Below are 19,678 nucleotides of genomic sequence, written 5' to 3'. Positions count from 1 at the left end.
ATGGGATTTCTAAATAAATTATTCGGAACACAGCAAACTGAACAACCAAAGGAGGAAATAACAATGACACCATTGAACATCGGCATCATCTTAGGCTCGACACGCGAAGGCCGCTTAAGCCCGCAAGTAGGGGATTGGGTAAAAGAATTGGCTGACAAACGCGGAGATGCGAACTACACGATCATCGACATCGCTGATTATAAATTGCCGCTGCTCGGCGAAAATGGCGGAGACGCTTCCGGCGCTGCGGGATGGTCCGAAGCTGTTGCGGCACAGGACGGCTTTGTTTTTATCGCGCAGGAGTATAACCATTCCATTACAGGTTCCCTGAAAAATGCATTGGATTATTTGCGCGTAGAATGGAACAACAAAGCAGCCGGCATCGTTTCATACGGTTCGGTTGGCGGAGCGCGCGCTGCAGAACATTTGCGCGGCATCCTGGGTGAATTGTCAGTAGCGGATGTCCGCGTCCACCCGGCTCTATCTTTATTCACGGACTTTGAAAACGGCGCTGAACTGAAAGCGGCTCCGGTGCAGGCAGATTCAGTCAACCAAATGCTGGACCAGGTTATCCCGTGGTCGAAGGCATTGAAAACGGTTCGCCAATAATATAAATCAATCCTCTATTCCTGCAAAACAAGCTGATCCCATCCGGATCAGCTTGTTTTTTTGTCCAAAATATGAAAATGCACCTAAAAAATGATACAGGTGTGACATTTATCACAATGTCTTCGGAAGCAAAGCCTTAATCTGGAAGCAAGAGATAAATACAAGAGGTGAGAGCGGATGAGCAAGAAATACGATGAACATCAAGGCGTGAATTTAAAAGGGACATTGGTGAGTGTGTTTTTCGTAGGCGTCATTATTGTAGTAATGTGGGTCGTAGTCTACATGATGTACGTGGCAAGATAAGCTGCAGGACATGCAGCATAAACGGATGAAAAAAGGAGAAGATGGATATGCATTTACATAAGTACGAAAAGATTTGGCTTGTTTTCGGGATTGCTTCGCTCATTGTATTTTTGAGCGTCGTCGGCGTCAGCGCCTTTTCCCATGACCACACCCCGTCAGGCGGGATGGATACGATCGACCCGGAAAAAGTGAATGAAACAGCGCCATTTGATAATCCAGGCGTTTCTCAGCTGGATGATGATACCTATCAAGTGACAATCGTAGCGATGGCTTTCGGCTATAACGCACCGGAGATGAAAGTGCCAGCCGGCAAAGAAATCATTTTCAAAGTGACCAGCACAGACGTGGTCCACAGTTTTACAATTGATAACACAAAAGTCAATATGATGGTCGTTCCTGGCCAAATTACGACGAAATCCTACACATTTGAGAAGCCTGGCAAGTATTTGATTCTTTGCAACGAATACTGCGGTACGGGCCATCACATGATGTCCAGTGAAATAGAGGTGTATTAAGATGATTGCTGTAAAAGACAGAAAAATCGCATTGGCAAATATCGGCGTCGCTTACGCGGCCTTCCTGATCGGGACATTGGCTGGACTGCTGCAGGTGTTTATCCGCAATGATGCATTGCAATTGCCAGCTTGGCTGGATTATTATCAAATCTTGACCGCCCACGGCGTATTATTAGCACTTATATTTACGACATTCTTCATTTTTGCCTTCTTTACAACAGGCATGAGCAAAAGCATCGGCACATTCGGACCGAAAGTGCGCTTGTACTCATGGGTCGGCTTTTGGGTGACCCTGCTGGGTACGGTCATGGCGACCGTGATGATCGTTTCCGGCAAAGCTTCTGTGCTTTATACATTCTACGCACCGCTTAAAGCTAGCGGCTGGTTTTATGTAGGGTTGGCGCTCTTTATCATCGGAACTTGGATCAGCAGCTTTGCGCTGATCGGCCATTACATGGCATGGCGCCGCAAAAACAAAGGGCACTTGAGCCCGCTGTTCGCATTCATGACCATTACAACTATCGTTATGTGGCTCATCGCCTGCTTAGGCGTCGTAGCGACCGTGTTGTTCCAATACATTCCTTGGGCATTTGGCTGGACGGATACGATCAACGTCGAACTCAGCCGCTCATTGTTCTGGTATTTTGGCCACCCGCTTGTGTATTTCTGGCTATTGCCGGCGTATATGGCATGGTATTTGATCGTGCCGAAATTGCTTGGCGTCAAAGTATTCAGTGATTCCCTGGCGCGTCTGTCATTCGTTTTGTTCATCCTTTTCTCCATTCCGGTCGGCTTCCACCATCAGTTGACTGAGCCAGGGATTTCGAACTTCTGGAAATTCCTTCAAGTTGTTCTGACATTCATGGTCATCGTGCCGTCCTTGATGACAGCATTCACGATGTTTGCGAACTTTGAAATTTCAGGGCGCAAAAAAGGCGCCGTCGGCTTGTTCGGCTGGTTCCGCATGCTGCCTTGGAAAGATGTCCGTTTCACGTCGATTTTCATCGCGATGGCATTCTTCATTCCCGGCGGCGCCGGCGGCATTATCAATGCAAGCTTCCAGCTCAATGAAGTCGTCCACAACACGCTGTGGATTGTCGGCCATTTCCACATCACCGTCGGTACACCGGTGGCGATGACGTTCATGGGCTTGACGTTCTGGCTGATTCCCTACTTGACTGGGCGCCAGTTCACGAAGTCGATGCAGCGTCTTGGATTCGTCCAAATCATCACTTGGACGATTGGCATGCTGCTGATGTCGACGTCGCAGCATATTCTGGGGCTGCTCGGGGCGCCCCGGCGCACCGCTTATGCAGGGTACAATAATCATCCTTCTGCACTGGAATGGTTCGATGGCATCCTGACAAGCCACGTCACAATGGCAGTCGGCGGCAGCATTCTGTTCTTGTCGGCGATGATCTTGATGTATATCGTCATCATGACGATGTTCCTGTCGCCGAAAGCGGAACGGCCCGAAGATTTCGTCGAGTTCCCGTTAGCGGAAAGCGATAAAGAACACACGCCGAAGTTTTTGGAGAATTGGGCGATTTGGGTCGGCATTGCATTTGCGCTTATCTTTATCGCGTATGCAATCCCGATCGGCGACATGATTCAAAATGCACCTCCTGGTTCTAAAGGATTCATAACTTGGTAAGGAGTTGAGGGCAATGTTCACCATGGTATTATCATTAATGGCGATTTTCATCGTGTTCACCGCGATGCTGGTTGATTTATCAACGACTGACGAATAAAAGACAGGCTTTCTTTCCTTTTGCTGGGGAAGAAAGCCTGTTTTCTTTTATACGAAAGGGCTGCAGTTTGTATTGGATCCGAAGTTTCTATATATTTTAAACAAAGAGGCAGAAAGTAAGGGGCATGGGATATGACGTTCATTGATTGGATTTTTGTTGCTGTCAGTTTGGTATGGATCGGGGAATTCGTGTTTTTCCGCAACCGCAGCGCCGGAGCGAGCGATCCGTTGGAAAAGCGTTCGTTTTTCCTGATTTTCACAGCACTCGCTGGCACAATCGGACTCGCGATGCTGCTGCAGGAGCTGCAGGGCGCCGGTTTCGCGGAGTGGATGAAAGGAACGGGCGCGCTGTTTTTTGCCGCGGGCGTGTTTTTGCGGATGTGGGGGATTGTCCATTTGAAAAACCAGTTTACCCGTTACGTCACAGTTCGGGAAGGCGACCAGATCGTCAGCAGCGGGCCATACCGCAGGCTGCGCCACCCTTTGTATACCGGCCTGTTTTTTATCACGCTGGGCATGGCGCTGTATTTCACCAGCATCATTGCGGCAGTTGTAGGCGGAGCGGCTGTGGCATGGGCGTTAGTAAAGCGCATGGATTATGAAGAAGCGCTGTTAGTCGAAAAGTTTGGCGAAGATTATACACAGTGGATGAAGCAGCGTGCGCGGCTGATTCCTTATCTTTATTAAAAGAGCGCGGGGCAGCAAAAGCAGAATAGGAGAGCCGGACCCTCATATCGGGGCCGGCTCTTTTTGCGGGCCGTCAACTGACCCATGTCTGCTTCGATTCTTGTATTTTCCAACGGCTGCCGTCGAATTCCAGTGTGCTTTGGACTCCGGCGGCCCCCAATCCCGACTTCATTTTAGCGCCGGTGAAGGTGACCGAGCCATTAAAATTGTATTCCATTTCTTCGAAGGTCAAGAGGATTCCATCCAGGCTTCCCGATTCTTCGTCATACAAGCCTTGTGCCTTCAATTCCTCGAACGAAGCATCCATGGCCTTGACCCCGTATTTCGTTTCCAGTGAACGCAAGATGCCTTTTTTGTCTCCAGCATCCAATTCCGTGAGCGTCTCCATGTCCACTGCTATGTAATCCATCGATTGGTTCAGTGCCGGATCGGTTTCAATCATCAGCTTGAGCGCCAGGAGATAAGCGCCCTCCAAATGTTCCGCCGTGCCTTCCCTTTGCCCGCAGCCAAACAGTGCAAAGCAGGAAATCAACACGGTTGCGGCCAGAAAAGTTTTCATACAATTCCCCCTTTTCTTCTATAGACGGTAGAGTGGTAATAAAGTTACAATTATTCCCTAATCATTTAAATGTGGAGGAACGTGTATGAAAAAAGTTACGCTGGTGCCGCACAAGCTGGATTTCTGCGAGGACATTTACCGGATGTCTTCGGCACCGCCGGTAAAAGAAGCGCTGGGTTTGCCGGACGGCACCGTTGAAGACACCAGGCAATTCGTCCGACAAGCGATGCAGCAAGAGCGGGAAGGCGTAACGGTGCCGCGTGTGATTTTGGATGGACACGGAAACTTGATCGGGCTAACCGATTTGATGTTCATCGACCACAGCAAGAAGTCCTGCCACATCGGCACTTGGATCGGCCATGATTATTGGGGGCAAGGCTATAACGAAGCGTCCAAAATCGAAATCCTGCGCATCGCCTTTGAAGAACTGGGGTTGGACTATGTGTTTGCCGGTGCGCGGGAGGTCAATGTGCGTTCGCAGAAAGCACAGGCGAAACTGCCGTTCATCCGCCTTGGAGTGGAAAAGGAGTTTCCCGAAGAACATCACGCCCTTGAAAAGAAGGAAAAGCAGCCATGTGTTTTGAATGTCTTCGCGAAAGCGGACTTCCTCCAGTATCTGCAAAAGAATGGGCTTCGGGGCTCATTTTAAAAGCGGAGGGGTGTAGAAACCGCCTGAACCTGTTATGATAAGGGGAATTCCCTCGCACGGCTGCGGGAAAGTACGGGAGTGATAAACATGAGCAAAGATAAAGCAAAAAGCGGTACTGGCAGAGGCACCGGCAAAAAAGGCTGGACGCGCTGGGAAAAAGGCGCCAACAAAGCCAAAAGCAACAAGCCTTATAAGAGTAAGCAAAACAAGCAAGCTGAAGTGGCGAAGGCCGACAGCACCAATAAAAGCGGACCGTCAGAATGGATTGACGGCTAAGCCGGCATAGATCGAGGCATATCGGGGAAATTCCGCTATGCCTTTTTTTATTTTTTTAGAATCAGCAAGCCTTATCATTTTACATCGCTCACGATATAGTTTAATGTACATCGTAAGCGATATAAATTTGGAGGCGAAAAGAAATGGCAAAAGTATTATACGAAACGACGATTATCAACACAGGCGGCAGACAAGGTGAGGTATACTCAGAGGACAACATCTTCTTCATGGACGTGGCCAAGCCCGCAGCACTAGGTGGAACAGCGACGACTGCAACAAATCCGGAACAATTATTCGCGGCGGGCTATAGTGCATGCTTCAACAGCGCGCTTGAATTGGTGCTGGAACAAGCGAAAGTGGAAGTGGAAAAAACCGAAGTGAAAGCGACAATTTCGCTTCTTGGCGACAAGGAGAACGGCGGCGTCAAGCTGGCAGCTAAACTCGAAGTGGACATTACCGGCCTGGATGAAGCACAAAAAGAGCTTTACGTGGAAAAAGCCCACCAGACCTGCCCGTATTCGAAAGCCATCAAAGACTCGATCGACGTTGAAATCATTATTCTATAAGAAAAGCATGGGGTGGATATATGGATAAACCATCGAAATTAGAACAGCAATTATGCTTTGAAGTGTATAAGGCGTCCAGCAATTTTACGAAAATGTATGCGCGCGTCCTGGATCCTTTCGGGCTGACGTTCACCCAATACTTGGTGCTTCTCGTCTTATGGGACGAAGACCGGCTGCTGACGAAAGACATCGGTGGGCGGCTCGGCTTGGGGATCGGCACGCTCAATCCGACAATCAGCCGCATGCTTGAAAACGGCTGGCTTTTGAAAGAGCAGTCGACGCAAGACAAGCGCGCCTTCATCATTTCATTGACTGAAAAAGCGAAAGACAATAACAAGCCGATAGAAGCGGCAGTTGCCGACAAACTGGTGAGCTGCCATTTCCTTGAAGACGTCAATGCCATCGCATTGATGAAAAACTTGAAAGAATTGAACGCATTTTTCAACGAAATGGATCTTTAGAAGGAGCGATCGACGATGGGGATTTACGATATCGAAGTGACGGATGCGAGCGGCGAAGCGCACAAGCTCGCCGAATACGAAGGCAAGGCGATGCTGATCGTCAACACCGCAACGAAATGCGGCTTGCGCGGCCAATTCGACAGCCTGGAGCAGCTGTATAAGAATTACAGCGAGGAAGGGCTCGTGGTGCTTGGTTTCCCGTCCGACCAATTCGGGCAGGAGCTCGGCGAAGCGGAAGAAGCGGAACAGTCGTGCCGCATGACTTACGGCGTGACGTTCCCGATGCACGAGATTATCAAGGTCAATGGCACCGATGCGCATCCGCTGTTCAAATACCTGACGGACAACACAAAAGGGTTTCTGGGCAGCGGCATCAAATGGAATTTCACAAAATTCCTGGTCGATCGTGAAGGCAATATCGTCAAGCGCTATGCGCCAAAAGACAAGCCGGAAACGTTCGAAGATGATATCCGCAAGATTTTGAATAAATAAGAAGAGCACCGCCAATTCCACACGGATTGGCGGTTTTATTATGCCAATAAAAGAAGAACTTGCGCATGAAAAAGGGATTTTGAAGACAAAAGAAGAAACACTAGTAAATGGCAATTTCAGGAGGGATTTCATGGAACTCACGAATAGCGCATTGGTCATTGTGGATGTCCAAAAGGCTTTCGCCGATCCGAAATGGGGCGAGCGCAATAATCCGGACGCGGAAAAGAACATGGCAAAGCTCTTGCTTCTTTGGAGGCAAAAAGGCGGCAGTGTCGTGCACATCCAGCACCGTTCGGCAGATCCGGACTCGCTGTTTTATCCGGAAAAGGAAAGCTTTGAGCTAATCGAAGCACTGCAGCCGGAAGCCGATGAAACGGTGATGGAGAAAACGGTAAACAGTGCCTTCATCGGCACCCGACTGGAAGAATATTTGCGCAGCAACGGGATCGATACCGTGGTCATTGCCGGATTGACGACGCCCCATTGCGTTTCGACGACAACCCGGATGAGCGGCAATTTGGGCTTCCGGACGTATTTGGTGTCCGATGCCACGGCGGCTTTTGCATTGACTGGTCCGGACGGCATCCGCTACGATGCCGAAACGGTCCACGCCTTGACTTTGGCAACGCTGCACGAGGAGTTTGCGGAAGTGGTGACAACCGAGAAGCTGTTGCCGGCGGATTGGGCTGCGGCCGAACAGGAGGAAGAAGCGCGTGGATGAACAGCGATTTTATGAGAAGCTTGGAAAAGCGAACGGCTGGGATTTCAGCACGCTAAAAAGCGAGTCGGAAGGCGCGGCTTGGGATTTTTACCGGGAAGCTGCCAACTATTCGGCACCCGGCAGCATCGTTCTCGATATCGGGACCGGTGGAGGAGAAAATGTGATGAGGCTGGCGGAATCTTGTGCTTTGGTCGTCGGAATCGATTTGTCCGAAGCGATGGTGGAAACCGCGCGTTCCAATGGGGAAAAGGCGAACTGCCGGAATGTGCGTTTTTTGCAAATGGCAGCGGAAAGCCTCCATTTTCCGGAAGGCTTTTTTGATATGGCCACCAGCCGCCATTGCCCGTATAATGCCGCTGAAGCAGCACGCGTGCTGAAAGCAGGCGGCATATTCCTGAGCCAGCAAGTAAGCGAAGGGGACAAAGAAAATTTGAAACAGGCATTCGGCCGTGGGCAAGCGTTCGGGCAACGGGACGGAATGCTGAAGGAACGATACATAAAAGAATTAGAAGAAGTTGGGTTTTCAGGCATTGAAAGCGATGACTACGATGCTGTTGAATATTACCAGGAGCCGGAAGACTTGCTGTTTCTGCTGCAGCATACGCCGATCATCCCGAATTTCGGGGAAGAGCCGCAAGACATGGAAACGTTCAACAAATTCATCTTGCAGAATCAAACTTCAAAAGGCATCCGCACCAATTCCAAGCGGTTTTTGTTAAAAGCGTATAAAAAGGAGTAGGAGAAATGAAAAGAATCATGGCTGGCGAATTGATTTACCATCTGGCAGAGCCAGCTTCAGAACCCTGGAAGACGGTGGTTTTGTACCACGGCTGGGGCGGAAGAGTTGAGAGCTATCAAGCTTTTGCGGGAATTTTGGTCGAGCAGGGCTTCCGTGTGGCGGTGCCGGAAATCGTCTACAACGATACAAGAAAACCGGTGAAAAATCCGTTTGAAATGGAAACGGTCCAGACGTATTTCTGGAAAGCCATCACAGAAAGCATTGAAGAATTCGGAACGCTGCAGAAAGTTCTTGGCGTGCCGGAAACTGAAATCGTTCTGATCGGCAGCTCGATGGGTGGTTTTATCGCTGCCGGCATTTTTGCACGCCATCCGCGCATTGCAGGTTTTGCGAGTATCAATGGTTCCGGCGCATTCGTACTGACGGAACAGATATTCCGCGAACGCCAAGACCGCTCACCGATGGATGAGCAAACGGCAATGTTGCTGAAAGGTTTCGATCCCATGGAAGTGCGTCCGGGCAAAGGAGCTGTGCTGCTGATCAACGGGGAACTGGACCGGACAGTGCCGCTCGAAGGACACGCAGCTTATTACAGGCATTTGACCGAAGAGTTTCAGCATCAACAAGCCGACAGCAAAATTTTTGAAGGAACAGGCCATCGATTTACCGGTGAGATGGAGGAGGCCGTGCTGGATTGGCTGCAGGAATTTACATAAAGAGAGGGATTCATATGCAATTCACAAAACAGAAGATGGACAAAGCAACTGCAGCGGAAATATTGGGCTGGAGCTATGAAGAGCCTTACGATTTCTACGATAACGAGGCAAGCGAAGACTCGCTTAGCGAACTTTTAGACGGTTCTTATGAAGCAGTCTACGGGAACGGAGAATTAGTCGGCTTCCTCTGTGCCGGAAGAGCTGCCCAAGTTCCAAAAGGCATCGCTGCGGGCATTTATCCCGAAGGATTCATCGATATCGGACTCGGCATGCATCCTGAATTGACGGGGCAGGGCAATGGCCAGCGATTCTTCGGCTACGCGGCATCCGTTATCCAAAGCGAACATCCGGAGCTTTGCCTTCGGTTGACCGTAGCGGAATTCAATGCGCGGGCAATCCACCTTTACAAAAAATTCGGCTTTGTGGAAACGCGGAAGTTCAGCACGGATTTCGCTGAATTTATTGTCATGGAGCATCATGACCAGAGAATATTTACGTAACGTCAGTGTTCTAGAAGGCCAGATGGCGCCGTGAAAACGGAGCTTGTAAAAGGAAACAAAGTGGTTTATAGTTTGAACATACGATATTTAGTATATTGTATACATATAAACACCATATATGGTAACGCCAATAAGAATGGTGCCTGAAAAGGCTTAAAAGGGAATCCGATGAAAAACCGGAGCTGTACCCGCAACTGTAAGTGCTGACGCAAGCTATGGCAATCCACTGTCCAACGGACGGGAAGGACATAGCGGAGGATGACGCACGAGCCAGGAGACCTGCCATTGTTATCAGTTAAGATCTTCTCCGGGAGCTGGGAAGGGTAACGAAGGTACTCTGCGCGATGCAGCCGGCTTTTTCTGCTGTTCCGAAGATTATTCTGCGTTTACAAACCCATCCTCTCCCTGAGAGGATGGGTTTTTTTATTTGGTAAATTGAAGTTTGGAGGCAATCCGCATGGCAAAACACATTGCAGCAAACATATCGAGGACGATTCAGACCCGGCTGGTGCTGCCGCCCGACACAAACCACATGGGCACGATTTTCGGCGGCGCGGTGCTCAGCTATATCGATGAAATCGCGGCGATCACCGCGATGAAGCACAGCGGCAAAGCCGTCGTGACCGCATCCATCGACACCGTCAACTTCCTGTCATCCGCCCGTGTCGGCGACATCTTGCTGCTTGAAGGCGTCGTCGTCTCAACGGGCCGGACGTCGATGGAAGTCTACGTCAAAGCCGAATGCCAGAGCGTGAAAAACCGCACGAAAACCTTGACAACGACCGCGATCCTGACGATGGTCGCCGTCGACGAAAACGGCAAACCGTCTCCGGTTGAAGGCGTCGTGCCGGAAACCGACAGCGAAAAGCAATTGTTCCAAAGCGCTCAGGAACGCAAAGAGCGGCGCATGAAAATCAACGAATTTGCGAAGGAGTTGTGCTGATATGAAAATCATAGAAGATACAGGATTGGAAGGCGTTTTAACGGCGCTGGAACGTGCACAGGAGAAGTTCGGACTGCAGACCGGGGAGCTTGCCGGCAAACTCACGGCGCTGGGCAATGCGAAAGCGAGAAAAGAGCAGGCGATCGGCTATGCATTGGACCGCATCTCGATGGAGGAACCGGATTGGACGTTTGTCGCGGCCCATTTATACTTGAATGACTTATACGAAGCGGCCGCTGCCAGCCGAAGCTACGACGCGTCTTCGAAATACGGCGATTTTTATGGCTTGATCCGCCACTTGACGGAAATCGGCATTTATTCCGGCGATCTGCTGGAAAGCTATGCGCAGGAGGAAATCAGCTTGCTCGGCAGCGAAATCGATGCGGAGCGGGATTTGTTATTTACGTATATCGGCTTATTCCTGCTGGCAGACCGTTATTTGGCGAAGGATTACGAAGGCGCGGTGTTTGAACTGCCACAGGAACGCTTTATGGTCATCGCGATGGCGCTGATGCAGAACGAGCCGAAAGAAAAACGCATGTCGCTTGTTAAAGAAGCGTATTGGGCGATGAGCAACTTGTACATGACGGTGGCGACACCGACGCTGTCGAATGCCGGCAAGAGCTTTGGCCAGCTGTCGTCGTGCTTTATCGATACGGTAGATGATTCACTCGATGGCATTTACCTGAATAACTGGGACATCGCGCGCCTCAGCAAGGACGGAGGCGGCATCGGCGTTTATTACGGCAAGGTGCGGGCAATGGGGTCTGATATAAAAAAATTCAAAGGCAATTCTTCCGGCGTCATTCCGTGGATCCGGCTTGTCAACGACACAGCAGTGAGCGTCGACCAGCTGGGCCAGCGCCAGGGGGCTGTGGCGATTTACCTGGATGTGTTCCACAAAGACATCATGAACGGCTTTTTGGACTTGAAAACGAATAACGGCGATGAGCGCCGGAAAGCGCATGATATTTTCACAGGTGTCGCGATTCCGGATTTGTTCATGGAAAAATTGAAGGAAACCGATGAGCAAGGCCGCAGCACCGGTGAATGGCATACATTCTGCCCGCATCAAGTGAAGCAGACGATGGGCTGGCAAGACGGGGCTGGGAATGCGCTCGGGCTGGAGGATTTTTACGACGAGGCCGATGTGAAGCATTTCACCGAGAAATACGAAGAAGCGGCTGCCCATCCGTTATTGCCGCGGAAAACGTACCGGGCGATGGACATCATGGCGCGCATCATGGTGTCGCAGCTCGAAACCGGCACGCCGTATATGTTCTACCGCGACGAAGTCAACCGCCAGAATCCCAATAAGCATTTGCGCGGCAAGGGGCTGACGTCGATTTACTGCAGTAATTTGTGTTAATTCTTAGCACCTTCAGTCAGTAATGGCTGTCGAAAACCCATCTAAACGGGGAAACACTTATAGAGAAGTCAATCCCGTGCTAAATCTCTTTAATTTTGAAGGTTGAAAAGTAATAGAGCATAATAAGGGAAAAACCAAATGAGGTGATCATATGGTTAATCCTTTTGGCTTTATATACGTTACAACAAATCAAATTAACAATATGAAGTATATTGGAAAGTGCATATATGGACGGAAAAATAATTGGGAAACTTATATGGGATCAGGTCTTTATCTTAAACGAGCTATAAAAAAATATGGGTTGGAGAACTTTACTAGAGCCATACTTGCAGAAGCCAACTCACCTGAAGAACTCAATGCATTGGAGGAATACTACATTTTATTTTATAAAGCAGTAGAATCTCCTGAGTATTACAATGTCAAATTCACTTCTATTGGTGGAGATGTTTTCACAACGAATCCTAACAAGGAGTCAATAAGAGTGCAAAGAGTTCTACAGATGTCTGGTATAAAGAATCATCAGTATGGCAAAACTAAAAGCCAAAAAATGATTGATTCTGTTAAAAAAGCAAATTCCAGAGCAGTAATGATTGACAATGTAGAGTACTCATCAGGTAGGGAAGCGGCCAAACTCTTAAATATTAAAACTACAACGCTTTATTATCGATTAGGCTCAGAGTATTTTCCTACTTACAAAAGGCTCTATGCAAAAGCAGATCGTAGTACTAATTTAAAGAACGCTTATAAATGCCAAGTTGGAGATACTCTTTACGAAAGTATTGCAAAAGCTGCTAAGGCTCATGGAATTTCCACCCATAGCATGAGAAACCGAATGTACTCTAAAAACTTTCCTGATCACTTCATTATTAAAGAGTAAATGCCGAACGACTATCGAAAGCACGCATTATGCGGAAGCGAGTAGAGTAGGGCCAAGCGGTCCGAAACGGTGGGCACCCTATTAAAGGGTGATGATATAGTCTACTCTGCATGGCGACATGCAGCTGCATCATGGATGCGAATTGAGTTTAGCGAACTCAGTTGAATAAAAGGACAGAAATTATGCAAAATATGTCAGCTACAACCATTACGAAAGAATACACCGATGAAGACGGCAATCTTGTAATGATCCGCAAGCCGGGCGATTTTGTCGTCTGCAATTTGTCGTCGATCAATTTGCCTCGGGCGGTGAAAGCGGACGTGCTGGAGCGGCTGATTCCGGTGCAGCTGCGCATGCTCGACAACGTCATCGACTTGAACACGATTTCCGTCGGGCAGGCCGAGGCGACAAATAAGAAATACCGCGCGGTAGGAAATGGAACTTTCGGATGGCATCACCTTTTGGCCCTCGAAGGCATCCACTGGGAAACGGAAGAAGCCGTCGCATTCGCGGATAAGCTGTATGAAGAAATCGCCTACCACACCATCCGTTCTTCGATGGAACTCGCCAAGGAAAAAGGCGCATACCGCGAGTTTGAAGGCTCGGAATGGCAGACAGGGGAGTATTTCGAACGCAAAAATTACAGCAGCGACCGCTGGATTGAATTGCAAAGCGACATCACCCAAAACGGTGTCCGCAACGGCTGGATGATGGCGGTTGCGCCGAATTCATCGACCGCGAAAATCGGCGGCTCGACCGATGGCATCGATCCGCTTTATGCCGTCGAATACGCCGAAGAAAAGAAGAATTTCAAATTCAAAGTGACGGCGCCGGATCTCGACCACCGCACCTACGATTATTATCGCCGTTCGCGCCACGTGCTCGACCAGAAATGGAGCATCCGCCAGAACGCCGCCCGCCAGCGCCACATCGACCAGTCGATCAGCTTTAATTTCTATGTGCCGCATACCATCAAAGCGAAAGAGCTGCTCGGCCTCCATTTCGAGGCGTGGGAGCAAAACCTGAAGACAACGTATTACGTGCGCAGCACGTCACAGGCAGAAATCGAAGAATGCGAAGCTTGCCAAAGCTAAGGAGGAACCGCCATGACGATCCACACACCGCTGAAAAAGATCAAACTGCTCAATCCCGAGCAGCCCAATAAATCCACCGGCATCCTGAACGGCCAATCGTCCGGTTTGCTCAATTGGAACGATATCGCGTATCCGCAAATGTACGATATGTACCAAACACTTTTGTCGAACTTCTGGAAAGCGCAGGAAATCAATATGCAGGACGACATCAAGCAATGGGATATGCTCAGTGCGACTGAACAGGACGTCTTCCTGCGCATCAACACGCAACTGGCGTCGCTCGACAGCCTGCAGACGCCGACGATGAGCCAGGTCATGGACTATGTCACCGATTCCAGCTTCAAAGCGATTTTTGCGGTCATTTCCCAGCAGGAAGCAGTCCACAACGAATCGTATTCGTACATTTTGAGTTCGCTCGTGCCGATCAGCGAACAAAATGCGCGCTTCGACCAGGCGAAAAGCGATCCGATTGTCCGCAAACGCAACGAATTGATCCTTGATGCTTATGAAGCGTTCCGTGAAGACCCGACGCCGCAGAATTTATTCCGCCTCAGCGTCAATTCCATCAATTTGGAAGGCATCTATTTCTACGCCGGCTTTGCGTTCTTTTACCATTTGGCGCGCCAGCAGAAAATGCTCAAGACCAGCACGATGATCAGCTATATCCAGCGCGACGAGATGCAGCACGCTTATTTCATCGCGCAATTTATCCGGATCTTGTTGACGGAAAACCCGGAGCTGAATTCGGACGACAACATCGCCTACGTCTACGAAGCGGTCGGAGCGGCGGTCGAGCTCGAAAAGGAATGGGCGCGCTACATCCTGGCTGACATCGAAGGGCTCGACCTTATCGAATTTGAAGGCTATGTCGAATACCTGGCCAATAAACGCCTGCGCCAGCTAGGGCTCGATAACCTTTACGCCGAGCGCGACAACCCGATGCCGTGGATCCAAGTTTTCGGCGACGGCATGATGAATGACACGAAATCCGATTTCTTCGAACAGAAATCCCGGACCTACTCGAAAGTGTCGCAGTCGAATGGCTTCGACGAATTATAAACCACGGGTCGCCATCGTTTATGCGTCGGCCACCGGCAACACAAAAGCCGCAGCGGAAATCCTGCAGCACATCTTCCGTGAAACGCAGGTGCCTGTAAGCATTTTTGCAATAAACGACTTTCCGCTTGCCGAACTCTCCCGTTACGACGTGGTTGTCGTCGGCACCTACACATGGGGCAGCGGCGAGATTCCGAAAGAGCTGGGCGGCTTGTTCACGGCTTTTGAAGAACTCGGCCACAAAAAACTGGTGACAGCGGTGTTCGGTACGGGCGACAGCTGCTACGCCGAATTCTGCGGCGCCGTCGACCGCTTCCGGGACATGCTTTTTGTCCATACGGAACTCGCGGCCACGCTAAAAGTGGAGCTGATGCCGCAAGATCTGGATTATCCACGCTTCGAGAAATTGGCAGCAAGCATTGAAGTTGCTTGGCAAAAAGTGATGCTTACCGCAACGAATTAAATAATCATGTCAAAAAAAGTGCTTTTCAATCGGAAAGCACTTTTTTGATGTAGATTTTTTCGGCTTCGGAGAATTAATTAAAATAAAAGATCGATTGATAAAACTAAAAATTCAGAAAAATACTGTTAGAATAGGTGATATAGAAGAACATAAACGAAGGAGGGATTGAAATGGACATAGCAGGAAAGGTGGCCGTCGTCACCGGCGCGGCGTCCGGGATTGGTTTGGCGACTGCAAAAGCGCTCGTGGCAAAAGGCGCTAAAGTTGTTGTCGCTGATATTCATGCAGAAGGCGGGCGGTCTGCTGCAAAGGAACTTCAGGATACCGGAGCAGAAGTGGAATTTATTGAATTCGATGCCGCGCAGGAAGATTCCGTCGCAAACCTCATATCGAGAACAATCGAAGCTTTTGGGCGGATTGATATTATGGTCAATAATGCCGGAGTTCGCGCGCTCAGTGAAACGCATCTGCTTTCGTATGAGGATTACCGGAAAGTCATTGCGGTTAACCAGGACGGCGTGTTCTTCGGTTCGAAACACGCCATCCGCGAAATGCTGAAAACGGGAGGCGGTGCCATCGTCAACACAGCATCGATCTTGGGCACTGTAGGAGAAGCGCGTGCTTTTGCGGTCAGCGCTTCGAAAGGGGCGGTGAATTTGATGACAAAATCGTTGGCTCTTCAATACGCGGACAAAAACATTCGAGTAAACGCGGTTAGCCCGGGCTATATTGAAACAGCGATGTCGAATCGCAGTACCTTAAGTCCGGAGGCTTATGAAAAAGCTGTAGCGAAGCACCCGATCGGCCGCTTAGGGCAGCCGGAAGAAGTCGCTCATGCCATCGTCTTCCTGTGTGAAAACGAGTTTGTCACAGGGGCGACAATCATGGTTGATGGCGGATACACAGCGCAGTAAATGGGTAAAGAACTAGTAGCAACGAAATTTCTGAAGGGAGGACGAGTTTATGGCAATCGACAAATGGTGGAAAGTCGGTGCAGCGGCATTGCTGTCCGTCAGTATGCTAGCAGCTTGCGGCAACGGCGGTGATTCAGATGAAGAAAACAACGACTCGGAGCAAATGGATGGCAATGAAGAAGAGGAAGACGATGACGACGATTGAAGTTTCGCGATGACAAGCAGGCAGCCCTTAGAGAGCTGACTGCTCTTTTTCTTGGCGGAGCGGCTTTACTTGCAGCAAGCATCGGTCCAGAAGAATCGGGAAAAAGGGTGAGAATGAAAACAAGAAAGATCCAAAAATCCAGCGTCAGGAAAGGAGAACGTATGGGTATCGAGACGATCGACGAGTACATCCGGCAAGCACCAGCAGACGTACAGGAAATTTTGCAGACGCTGCGGCGCGTCATCCAGGAAGAAGCGCCGGAAGCCAAAGAGACCATCAGCTATCAACTGCCGACATTTATGCTGAACGGCAATCTGGTGCATTTTGCAGCATTCAAGAACCACATCGGGTTTTATCCTGTGCCAAGCGGCATTACAGCCTTTCAGCAAGAGCTCGCCCCGTACAAACAAGGGAAAGGATCGGTCCAGTTTCCACTCGACCAGCCGATGCCGTATGACTTGATCCGACGGATTATCCGGTTTCGAGTGGCTGAAAACCTTGAAAAAGGGAAGAAATGACGGTACGAAGTGAAGCAGGCCAGCTGTAAATACAGCTGGCCTTTTTGTTTGCAGAATACGAGATTTGTTTGCAGAATACAGAATTTGCTTGCGGCAAAACGTGAATACTTGCAGCAAACAGGATTTACTTGCAGCAAATCAAAAATACTTGCGGCAATGGGTAGCTTACTTGCACCAAGCCGTATCCCGCATTCCCAGCAGTTCGACAATAATAATTCTCTTACTATTTCGAAGCAGGTATAATAAAAGCACGTGAACTATAGAAAAATGAGGTGCGCCATGATTGTCGTCATCGATAACCACGATTCATTCACATATAATCTTGTCCATTATTTCCGCCAGTTCGATCAGGATGTGCGGGTTTTCCAAAATGGCCAAACGGACGCGGCGCAGCTGAAAGAGATGGCGCCGGATCTTTTGGTGCTGTCGCCGGGGCCGGGGCGCCCGGTTCAGCAAGGTGCCACGCGCGAAGCGTTGGAATCGCTGAGCGGAATCATCCCCATTCTTGGAGTATGCCTGGGGCACCAGACACTTGTCGAACATTTCGGCGGACGCATCATCAAAGGGCAGCAGCCGATGCACGGCAAAGTGTCGCTCATCACGCATGACGGAAGCGGCTTGTTTGCCGGCATCCCTTCGCCGGCGAAAGTGACGCGCTACCATTCGCTGATTGCAGACAAAGAGTCGATGCCGTCCTGCCTGAACATCACAGCGCTCAGTGAAGACGGTGTCGTGATGGCGGTGCAGCATCGGAACTTGCCGGTCGCCGGCATCCAGTTCCATCCGGAATCGATTTTGACGGCGGATGGTTTTGCGATGCTGAAAAACTGCTATGACGAAGCGCTTGCCTGGAAATCGGCAAAACAAGGAGGTGCGGAAAATGTACAACCCTCACCTAGTGTATGAGTTTCGCAATACTGAAGGGAACATAGAGCCAATCGTCTTTACGGAGCCTGTAAAGGTGCTGCAAACCCACGAGTTGCAAGACATTCCGGGCATCATGGAGGAAATCGAAAAAGCGCTGGCGCAAGGTTTTTACGCAGCGGGTTATGTGTCCTACGAAGCGGCGCCGGCATTTCAAGCGGAAATGCAAGTAAAGGCGGGTGCAGAAATGCCGCTCATTTGGTTCGGTATTTTCCGGCAGCCGAAAGCGCCAGAACCGGAGCCGCCAGCGGAGCCTTACCGGGTTTCCTCTTGGCGGATGGCGAGTTCAGAAGACCAATACAAAAAAGGCATTGCCGATATTAAAACTGCTATTGAAGAAGGGCACACATACCAAGTCAACTACACGGAGAGGCTCCATGCGTCGTTCAGCGGCAGCGACCGGTCATTTTATCGCCAGCTTGCCCGCAATCAGCAGGCAGGATACGGCGCTTATTTGAATTTGGGCCGCTACCGCATTTTGTCGGCTTCCCCGGAGCTGTTCTTCCGTGTGCAGGATGGCCGGTTGACGACAAAACCGATGAAAGGAACGGCGGCGAGAGGGCGCAATTTGGCTGAAGACCGAGCGAAGGCACAGCAATTGCTCGCTTCAGAAAAAGAGCGGGCGGAGAATCTGATGATTGTCGATCTGCTGCGCAATGACATGAGCCGGCTTGCCGAAAGCGGTACGGTCCAGGCTTCCAAGCTGTTTGAAGTGGAGGATTATCCGACGGTTCTTCAGCTGACGTCGACCATTGAAGCGGACCTCGTTCCGGGACTTACAGTGTTTGACTGGTTCCGTGCGCTGTTTCCGTGCGGTTCGATAACCGGAGCGCCAAAAATCAGCACGATGCAATTTATCGCCGCGCTTGAACAATCGCCGCGCGAAGTGTATTGCGGGGCAATCGGTTTTATTACCCCTGAAAAAAATGCGGTGTTCAGTGTACCGATCCGCACAGTCGTCGTGGATGCGGAAAAAGGGACTGCGCAATACGGTGTCGGGGGCGGCATCACGTGGGATTCGACTTCCGAAGGGGAATTCGAAGAATTATACGCCAAAGCAAAAGTGCTGACAGCTGAGAGGCCGGAGTTCAGCCTGCTGGAGTCGCTGAAACTTGAAGATGGCGTTTTCCCGCTCTTGCCCTACCATCTCAACCGGTTGGAGGCATCCGCCAAATACTTTGATTTCCCAGCAGATCTGTCCATAGTGGAGCAGAGGCTGGCGGCGTGTGCCGCGGCTCATCCGCAAGGCCTTTATAAAGTCCGGCTGCTTGTGGACAGAGCGGGCGATGCCGTTGCCGAAGCCCAGCCGGTGCAGCCGGCTGCAGGCCGTCTGAAAGCAGTGCTTGCCAAGGAGCCGGTTGATTCGTCCAATCCGTTCCTTTTCCATAAGACGACGCACCGCAAAGTTTACGACGAGGCCCAGCAGGATGCCGGCACGGAGTTCACCGCCCTCTTATGGAATGAAACCGGCGAGCTCACGGAGTTCACCATTGGTAATCTGGTTGTCGAAAAGGACCACCGTTTTTTCACGCCGCCGGTTGAAAGCGGGCTGCTTGCCGGCACGTTCCGGCAGCAGCTGCTCGACAACGACGACATTGAAGAGCGCATTATCCGCAAAGACAGCCTCGCAGAATGGGACGCAATCTGGTTCATCAATGGCGTTCGCGGCTGGGTGAAAATTGACCTTGAAATATCAGTGGAAACGTAATAAAGTAGTATAAAAATCAATCCAAAGTCAAATAAACGATATTTCCATGTATAGTTAATTAGGT

Annotated in this window: 24 protein-coding genes, 2 pseudogenes and 1 riboswitch; of the genes and pseudogenes, 25 read left to right on the top strand and 1 reads right to left on the bottom strand. The window is 50.1% G+C overall.

Annotation, left to right across the window (positions count from 1 at the left end):
• The 5 genes from QMA09_RS05560 (at window position 1) to QMA09_RS05540 (ending at window position 3,864) form a co-directional block, all read left to right on the top strand.
• The gene (locus tag QMA09_RS05560; protein ID WP_175580279.1) at window positions 1-609 is read left to right on the top strand and encodes an NADPH-dependent FMN reductase; all 609 of its coding nucleotides are present in this window, start codon (window positions 1-3) and stop codon (window positions 607-609) included.
• Between the two features lie 177 nt (window positions 610-786).
• Window positions 787-912: a cytochrome C oxidase subunit II gene (locus tag QMA09_RS05555; protein ID WP_135502110.1), complete on the top strand. Its 126-nt coding sequence runs from the start codon at window positions 787-789 to the stop codon at window positions 910-912.
• Between the two features lie 47 nt (window positions 913-959).
• A complete protein-coding gene (locus tag QMA09_RS05550; RefSeq protein WP_135502108.1) occupies window positions 960-1,427 on the top strand; it encodes a cytochrome c oxidase subunit II in 468 nt (155 codons plus the stop codon).
• A gap of 1 nt (window position 1,428) precedes the next feature.
• Window positions 1,429-3,081, top strand: a complete 1,653-nt coding sequence (locus tag QMA09_RS05545; protein ID WP_290212350.1) for a b(o/a)3-type cytochrome-c oxidase subunit 1 — start codon at window positions 1,429-1,431, stop codon at window positions 3,079-3,081.
• Between the two features lie 228 nt (window positions 3,082-3,309).
• Window positions 3,310-3,864: a methyltransferase family protein gene (locus QMA09_RS05540; RefSeq protein WP_290212349.1), complete on the top strand. Its 555-nt coding sequence runs from the start codon at window positions 3,310-3,312 to the stop codon at window positions 3,862-3,864.
• Window positions 3,865-3,937: 73 nt separating this feature from the next.
• Here the strand turns inward: QMA09_RS05540 and QMA09_RS05535 are convergent, their stop codons facing one another.
• On the bottom strand, window positions 3,938-4,423 hold the full coding sequence (locus QMA09_RS05535) for a peptide ABC transporter substrate-binding protein (RefSeq protein WP_290212348.1): 486 nt from the start codon (window positions 4,421-4,423) through the stop codon (window positions 3,938-3,940).
• 85 nt (window positions 4,424-4,508) lie between these two features.
• On the opposite strand from QMA09_RS05535, the gene QMA09_RS05530 reads away from it, so the two are divergent.
• The 20 genes and pseudogenes from QMA09_RS05530 to pabB all read left to right on the top strand — a co-directional run bounded on the left by QMA09_RS05530 (window position 4,509) and on the right by pabB (window position 19,614).
• Entirely contained in the window at window positions 4,509-5,072 is a 564-nt protein-coding gene (locus QMA09_RS05530) for a GNAT family N-acetyltransferase (protein ID WP_135502094.1), read from the top strand.
• An 87-nt stretch (window positions 5,073-5,159) separates the two neighbouring features.
• Window positions 5,160-5,348, top strand: coding sequence for a DUF3934 family protein (locus tag QMA09_RS05525; RefSeq protein ID WP_175580278.1), 189 nt, complete (start codon window positions 5,160-5,162; stop codon window positions 5,346-5,348).
• Window positions 5,349-5,491: 143 nt separating this feature from the next.
• Window positions 5,492-5,914 (top strand): organic hydroperoxide resistance protein, encoded by a 423-nt coding sequence (locus QMA09_RS05520; RefSeq protein WP_290212347.1) that lies wholly within the window; start codon window positions 5,492-5,494, stop codon window positions 5,912-5,914.
• Window positions 5,915-5,934: 20 nt separating this feature from the next.
• On the top strand, window positions 5,935-6,375 hold the full coding sequence (locus tag QMA09_RS05515) for a MarR family winged helix-turn-helix transcriptional regulator (RefSeq protein ID WP_290212346.1): 441 nt from the start codon (window positions 5,935-5,937) through the stop codon (window positions 6,373-6,375).
• A 15-nt stretch (window positions 6,376-6,390) separates the two neighbouring features.
• A complete protein-coding gene (locus QMA09_RS05510; RefSeq protein WP_135502088.1) occupies window positions 6,391-6,867 on the top strand; it encodes a glutathione peroxidase in 477 nt (158 codons plus the stop codon).
• A gap of 130 nt (window positions 6,868-6,997) precedes the next feature.
• Window positions 6,998-7,588 carry a cysteine hydrolase family protein gene (locus QMA09_RS05505; protein WP_290212406.1) on the top strand — a complete coding sequence of 197 codons (591 nt, stop codon included), beginning with the start codon at window positions 6,998-7,000 and terminating at the stop codon, window positions 7,586-7,588.
• Complete coding sequence (locus QMA09_RS05500; protein WP_290212345.1) at window positions 7,581-8,327, top strand: class I SAM-dependent methyltransferase; 747 nt, start codon at window positions 7,581-7,583, stop codon at window positions 8,325-8,327. Before QMA09_RS05505 ends, QMA09_RS05500 begins: the two co-directional genes overlap by 8 nt.
• Before the next feature lie 5 nt (window positions 8,328-8,332).
• On the top strand, window positions 8,333-9,043 hold the full coding sequence (locus tag QMA09_RS05495) for an alpha/beta hydrolase (RefSeq protein WP_290212344.1): 711 nt from the start codon (window positions 8,333-8,335) through the stop codon (window positions 9,041-9,043).
• A gap of 14 nt (window positions 9,044-9,057) precedes the next feature.
• Window positions 9,058-9,543 (top strand): GNAT family N-acetyltransferase, encoded by a 486-nt coding sequence (locus QMA09_RS05490; protein WP_290212343.1) that lies wholly within the window; start codon window positions 9,058-9,060, stop codon window positions 9,541-9,543.
• 120 nt (window positions 9,544-9,663) lie between these two features.
• A riboswitch (cobalamin riboswitch) is annotated at window positions 9,664-9,844 on the top strand.
• Window positions 9,845-10,000: 156 nt separating this feature from the next.
• Window positions 10,001-10,486, top strand: a complete 486-nt coding sequence (locus QMA09_RS05485) for an acyl-CoA thioesterase (protein WP_290212342.1) — start codon at window positions 10,001-10,003, stop codon at window positions 10,484-10,486.
• A 1-nt stretch (window position 10,487) separates the two neighbouring features.
• Window positions 10,488-11,852, top strand: a pseudogene (locus QMA09_RS05480) (ribonucleotide reductase N-terminal alpha domain-containing protein); the annotation flags it as partial.
• Window positions 11,853-12,006: 154 nt separating this feature from the next.
• Window positions 12,007-12,732, top strand: coding sequence for a hypothetical protein (locus tag QMA09_RS05475; RefSeq protein WP_290212340.1), 726 nt, complete (start codon window positions 12,007-12,009; stop codon window positions 12,730-12,732).
• Window positions 12,733-12,896: 164 nt separating this feature from the next.
• A pseudogene (locus QMA09_RS05470) lies at window positions 12,897-13,826 on the top strand (ribonucleoside-diphosphate reductase subunit alpha); the annotation flags it as partial.
• 12 nt (window positions 13,827-13,838) lie between these two features.
• Entirely contained in the window at window positions 13,839-14,885 is a 1,047-nt protein-coding gene (locus tag QMA09_RS05465; RefSeq protein ID WP_290212339.1) for a ribonucleotide-diphosphate reductase subunit beta, read from the top strand.
• Window positions 14,866-15,345 (top strand): flavodoxin domain-containing protein, encoded by a 480-nt coding sequence (locus QMA09_RS05460; RefSeq protein WP_290212338.1) that lies wholly within the window; start codon window positions 14,866-14,868, stop codon window positions 15,343-15,345. Before QMA09_RS05465 ends, QMA09_RS05460 begins: the two co-directional genes overlap by 20 nt.
• A 170-nt stretch (window positions 15,346-15,515) precedes the next feature.
• The gene (locus QMA09_RS05455; protein ID WP_290212337.1) at window positions 15,516-16,259 is read left to right on the top strand and encodes an SDR family NAD(P)-dependent oxidoreductase; all 744 of its coding nucleotides are present in this window, start codon (window positions 15,516-15,518) and stop codon (window positions 16,257-16,259) included.
• Window positions 16,260-16,308: 49 nt separating this feature from the next.
• Window positions 16,309-16,464 (top strand): hypothetical protein, encoded by a 156-nt coding sequence (locus QMA09_RS05450; RefSeq protein ID WP_158290586.1) that lies wholly within the window; start codon window positions 16,309-16,311, stop codon window positions 16,462-16,464.
• Window positions 16,465-16,625: 161 nt separating this feature from the next.
• Complete coding sequence (locus QMA09_RS05445; RefSeq protein ID WP_290212405.1) at window positions 16,626-16,982, top strand: iron chaperone; 357 nt, start codon at window positions 16,626-16,628, stop codon at window positions 16,980-16,982.
• 279 nt (window positions 16,983-17,261) lie between these two features.
• The gene (locus tag QMA09_RS05440) at window positions 17,262-17,888 is read left to right on the top strand and encodes an anthranilate synthase component II (protein ID WP_290212336.1); all 627 of its coding nucleotides are present in this window, start codon (window positions 17,262-17,264) and stop codon (window positions 17,886-17,888) included.
• Window positions 17,863-19,614 (top strand): aminodeoxychorismate synthase component I, encoded by a 1,752-nt coding sequence (pabB, locus tag QMA09_RS05435; protein WP_290212335.1) that lies wholly within the window; start codon window positions 17,863-17,865, stop codon window positions 19,612-19,614. The genes QMA09_RS05440 and pabB overlap by 26 nt, the downstream gene beginning before the upstream one ends.
• Window positions 19,615-19,678 lie beyond the last annotated feature (64 nt).

The organism is Planococcus sp. APC 3906, from assembly GCF_030407685.1.
GTDB lineage: Bacteria > Bacillota > Bacilli > Bacillales_A > Planococcaceae > Planococcus > Planococcus koreensis.
The sequence above is the reverse complement of the archived record's forward strand: the minus strand, read 5'-3'. Positions and strand labels throughout refer to the sequence as shown.